Origin of the sequence: uncultured Clostridium sp., assembly GCF_947036855.1 — a bacterium.
In the GTDB taxonomy this organism is placed as follows: Bacteria; Bacillota; Clostridia; order Clostridiales; family Clostridiaceae; genus Sarcina.
In genome coordinates, this window is record NZ_CAMQRY010000166.1 from 1 (window position 1) to 4,493 (window position 4,493).

At 26.4% G+C, this 4,493-nt stretch carries 7 protein-coding genes; all 7 read left to right on the forward strand.

Annotated elements, in window-relative coordinates; all coding sequences use genetic code 11:
• Positions 1 to 298 precede the first annotated feature (298 nt).
• The 7 genes from Q0V15_RS12000 (at position 299) to fetB (ending at position 4,439) form a co-directional block, all read left to right on the forward strand.
• Positions 299 to 775 carry a glutathione peroxidase gene (locus Q0V15_RS12000; RefSeq protein ID WP_297439328.1) on the forward strand — a complete coding sequence of 159 codons (477 nt, stop codon included), beginning with the start codon at positions 299 to 301 and terminating at the stop codon, positions 773 to 775.
• A 111-nt stretch (positions 776 to 886) separates the two neighbouring features.
• Complete coding sequence (locus tag Q0V15_RS12005; RefSeq protein ID WP_297439330.1) at positions 887 to 1,630, forward strand: MBL fold metallo-hydrolase; 744 nt, start codon at positions 887 to 889, stop codon at positions 1,628 to 1,630.
• A 103-nt stretch (positions 1,631 to 1,733) separates the two neighbouring features.
• Positions 1,734 to 2,162: a MarR family winged helix-turn-helix transcriptional regulator gene (locus Q0V15_RS12010; RefSeq protein ID WP_297439332.1), complete on the forward strand. Its 429-nt coding sequence runs from the start codon at positions 1,734 to 1,736 to the stop codon at positions 2,160 to 2,162.
• 138 nt (positions 2,163 to 2,300) lie between these two features.
• Positions 2,301 to 2,453 (forward strand): hypothetical protein, encoded by a 153-nt coding sequence (locus Q0V15_RS12015; RefSeq protein ID WP_297439334.1) that lies wholly within the window; start codon positions 2,301 to 2,303, stop codon positions 2,451 to 2,453.
• 133 nt (positions 2,454 to 2,586) lie between these two features.
• Positions 2,587 to 2,892, forward strand: coding sequence for a PadR family transcriptional regulator (locus Q0V15_RS12020; protein ID WP_297439336.1), 306 nt, complete (start codon positions 2,587 to 2,589; stop codon positions 2,890 to 2,892).
• A gap of 120 nt (positions 2,893 to 3,012) precedes the next feature.
• Positions 3,013 to 3,687, forward strand: coding sequence for an ATP-binding cassette domain-containing protein (locus Q0V15_RS12025; protein ID WP_297439339.1), 675 nt, complete (start codon positions 3,013 to 3,015; stop codon positions 3,685 to 3,687).
• Complete coding sequence (gene fetB, locus Q0V15_RS12030) at positions 3,687 to 4,439, forward strand: ABC transporter permease (protein ID WP_297439341.1); 753 nt, start codon at positions 3,687 to 3,689, stop codon at positions 4,437 to 4,439. The genes Q0V15_RS12025 and fetB overlap by 1 nt, the downstream gene beginning before the upstream one ends.
• Positions 4,440 to 4,493: the final 54 nt, after the last annotated feature.

Below are 4,493 nucleotides of genomic sequence, written 5' to 3' on the forward strand. Positions count from 1 at the left end.
AGGAGGAAATAAAATGCCAATACAAATAATAAAAACAATATGGAAGTAGACCATTCTATGAATAATACCGGTATATAATTTAATAAGTAGATGGAAGAATTGAGGAGCTGAGATGCTCTTATTTTTTTATAGTTTTTTTATAGGGAATTTTAAAATGGTCATAAAACTTTAATGAAAAATATTTATTATTTCAATTGACATAAGCATGAAATAAAGTTATTATTAATACATAGATTAATTGAGTACAATTTAATTTTACTAAATTAAAAGCGGAAATAAAGAGAGAAGGAGAAAAATTATGAATTTTTATGAGTTTTCAGCAAAAGATATAAATGGGAAAGAAGTTAACATGAGCGATTATAAGGGAAAGGTTGTTTTAGTAGTTAATACAGCAAGTAAATGTGGACTAACACCTCAGTTTAAAGAATTAGAAGAATTATACCAAGAATATAAAGAACAGGGACTTGAAATTTTAGGTTTCCCATGTAATCAATTTGCAGGACAAGAGCCAGGAACAGGTGAAGAAGCACAAAGTTTTTGTATGTTAAACTACGGAGTTACATTTAGAATGTTTGATAAGATTGATGTAAATGGAAGTGATGCACATCCATTATATAAATATTTAAGAGCACAGAAAAAAGGTGTTTTAGGAAGTAAAATAAAATGGAACTTTAGTAAATTCTTAATTGATTCACAGGGGAATGTAATAGAAAGATTTGCACCTATAGTTAAGCCATTAAAACTTAAAGGTGATATAGAAAAATTACTAAAATAATTTTTATCAGAATAAGTATGCTAAAAAATTATAAAAATAGTTCATATTATTAAAGTATAAATTAAAATTTTTTAATTTATAAAACAAAAGATTAAAGTAGGAGTGATTTAAATGGAAATTAAAGCGTTAGAATTTTATAAAAATGGATATATGAAAGGTGCATTTGCCTTTGGAGGTTCAGAAAACAAGCCATATGCAGAAGAAATATTAGGAGCTAGTCTTCAAGGGTATGTGATAAATACAGGTAGTGAAGTTATACTTGTTGATACAGGAATGCCAAGTGAAACACCAGAGTTTGATGGAAAGCCAGGACAGATGATTTATATGGGTGAAAAAGTTAATGATTTTGTTGATGCATTAAAAGTTGCTGGATATGAGCCAAAAGATATTGATAAAGTTATAATTACACATAAACATCCAGACCATACAGGTGAATTAAGATTATTTGAAAATTCTAAAGTTTATATATCAGAAGTTGAAGCTGATGCAATGAAACTTAGTGGAGAAAATATAATTAAAGTTAAATTTGAAAGTGGAAGTTATAAAAATTTTGATAAAAGCGAAAAAATAGCTGATGGTATTTATATGATAGCAGCAGAGGGACATACAAATGGAAATTCTATGTTAGTTGTTGAAGATAAAAATCTAACATATATGTTCCAAGGTGATATAACTTATACAGATAAAGCACTAAAAGAAAATTTAATGTCTGTAGTATTTGAAGATAGAGCAGTAGCAATGGAAACTTTAAATAAAGTTAGAGAGTTTATTAAAAGTAATGATACAATATACTTAGGAACACATACACCAGAATCATTAGAATCATTAAATGAATTAAAAATAATGAAATTATAGTTTTGAAATATATAGCATATTCTCTTAGGTATTGACAGAAATTACCCAAGAGAATATCCTTTAAAGTAGGAAATGAAATTAATTTGAAGTGGGTAGGATAATTATGGAAGATTACAGTGATTTACAATTAGATAAACAACTTTGTTTTAGACTTTATGCAGCATCTAGAGAAGTTATAAAAAGATATAAACCTCTTTTAGATGAGCATAATTTAACATATACACAATATATAACTATGATGGTTATGTGGGAAGCAAAGAAAATGACAGTTAAAAAAATAGGTGAGAAGTTAAGACTAGATTCAGGAACACTTACACCACTTCTTAAAAAGCTAGAAGCTATGGAAGTTATACGAAAATATAGAGATCCAAAAGATGATAGAAGCGTAATTGTTGAATTAACAGATAAAGGTTTAGACCTAAGAGATGCTGTTAAAGATGTACCTAAAAAAATTATGTGTACTGTTGGGACTGATATTGAAGATTTAATAAATCTTAGAGAAAGTTTAGATAAACTTTTAAATTCAATGTAGAAGAAATGCTGTATCAGCTAGATGCAGTATTTTTTTTATTTTATAATTAAAAAACTTTACAAATACGAGTTTCTATGAGAATATATAATTAAAGTTATTAATTAATAATAATTATTGTTTAAGGAAGAGTGAAAAGTTATGAATTATAAGAAGATGAGTATAGTAACAGGAATTATTATCATTGTAGGAATGATTTATATGCAAGTATATATTTTTCATAGAAAGCCAATATCAGATGTAAATACTGCAAAAGTAAGAGCAGCAATATTAACTCAAAATTTTAAATTTTAGGTAATATATAATATTAAAATGGATACATAAGTAACTTTATATATATTATTTTATAGAATTATATTATCATAAGATATATAGATGGTAAGATTTACGCTATATTGATATTAAATAATTCTAGGAGGAATATATTATGAAGGAACAAATAATTAGAAAAATTTTTAATGGTTTTATATATATACATATTCTTCATCATGGAAAAGTAGATGAATTTTATGGGTCTTGGATGATAGAAGAACTTAAAGAGCATGGTTATAAAGTTAGCCCAGGGACTATGTACCCAGTACTTAAGATGATGGTAGATGAAGGGCTTTTAAAAAGAAATGAAAGAATTGTTGAGGGAAAAGTTAGAAAGTATTATAGAGCAACGCCTGAGGGAATATCTTTATTAGATGATTTAAAAGGTAATTTAGCAGAGCTTATGCATGAAATAGATTAGAATATTGAAAATGGAACTTAAAATTAGTTTCATTTTATTTTTTTGCTTGTAAATATTTTTTTTGTGTGTTAATATCATAATACGATATCGAAATTCGATAATGATATTTTAGGAGGCGTTATGGAAAATATAAAAGCAGAGAATATAATTTATAAGATTGATGATAAGGTGATTTTAGATAATTTATCACTTGATATAGAAAAAGGAGATTTAATATCTATAGTTGGAGAGTCAGGTTGTGGTAAATCAACATTTTTAAAGATTCTATCAGATTTAATATCTATATCAAGTGGGAAGTTGAAATATAATGGTACAAGCTATGGAGAAATAGATCCATTAGAAATTAGAAAAAATATAAGCTATTGTGTACAACTTCCATTTCTTTTTGGAAAAACAGTATATGATAATTTTAATTTTGTTTTTGAGGTAAGAAAGGAAAAATTTAATGAAAAGAGAGTAGTAGAACTTTTAGAAAGATTTTCACTAACAAAAGATTATATAGATAAGAGTATAAATAAATTATCAGGTGGAGAAAAACAAAGAATAGCACTTATAAGAAATTTAATTTATAAACCAGAAGTTTTACTTTTAGATGAAGCAACTTCAGCACTTGATAATGAGAATACAAGGATTATTGAAGAGTATGTAAAAGAACTAAATAATGAAGGGGTAACTATTATATGGGTTACTCACAGTGATGAGCAAAGTTATGGGATGTTTAAAAAGAGAATAACAATGGTAAAAGGTAAAATTGATAATATTGAAATTTTAGATAAGTCGGAGGTAATAGTTTAATGAGTACAAAATCACTAGTTTTAGCATCACTTCTTATGATAATACCTATTTTCATATCTAATAGAGAAAAGCTTGGGCTTGAAAAAGATATGATAATAAGTGTTTTAAGAGCTGTTGTGCAACTTGTTATAGTTGGGTATGTTTTAAAATATATATTTGCAGTAGATAATAAAATTGTAACATTAGCACTTGTTTTAATAATGATTATAAATGCAGCTATTAATACTAGAAAAAGAGGAAAAGGAATTAAAAATTGTGGTGTAATATCATTTGTTGCTTTAATAATTGGAACGAGTATTACTCTAACAATATTAATTTTAACAAGGGCAATTGAATTTAAACCAGATGATGTTATTCCTATTTCAGGAATGATAATTAGTCAGGCTATGGTTGCAATAGGACTAACTTATAGAACTCTTATTAGTTCATTTGAAGAAAGACGTGAAGAAATAGAAGCGAAGTTATCACTTGGTGCAGATATAAAACATGCATCAAAAGATATCCTTAGAAAATCTATAAAATTTGCTATAACACCTAATATAGATTCAGCAAAAACTTTGGGAATAGTAAGTTTACCAGGAATGATGACAGGACTTATACTTGGTGGAGCTTCACCAGTAACTGCAATAAAGTTTCAGATAATGGTTACTTTTATGATGATGTCAGCATCATCAATGGGAATTATTATAGCTGGATATTTAGCATATAAAAAGTTTTATAATGAAAGAAAGCAATTTAGCTTTAATAAATAAATATAAATAATGATTATATTTATACTGAAAAATAGTTGGGATTTATAAATAGTT

Coding starts and splice junctions, on each gene's coding strand:
- Q0V15_RS12000 (WP_297439328.1), top strand. CDS start 299: ATGAATTTTTATGAGTTTTCAGCAAAAGATATAAATGGGAAAGAAGTT.
- Q0V15_RS12005 (WP_297439330.1), top strand. CDS start 887: ATGGAAATTAAAGCGTTAGAATTTTATAAAAATGGATATATGAAAGGT.
- Q0V15_RS12010 (WP_297439332.1), top strand. CDS start 1,734: ATGGAAGATTACAGTGATTTACAATTAGATAAACAACTTTGTTTTAGA.
- Q0V15_RS12015 (WP_297439334.1), top strand. CDS start 2,301: ATGAATTATAAGAAGATGAGTATAGTAACAGGAATTATTATCATTGTA.
- Q0V15_RS12020 (WP_297439336.1), top strand. CDS start 2,587: ATGAAGGAACAAATAATTAGAAAAATTTTTAATGGTTTTATATATATA.
- Q0V15_RS12025 (WP_297439339.1), top strand. CDS start 3,013: ATGGAAAATATAAAAGCAGAGAATATAATTTATAAGATTGATGATAAG.
- fetB (WP_297439341.1), top strand. CDS start 3,687: ATGAGTACAAAATCACTAGTTTTAGCATCACTTCTTATGATAATACCT.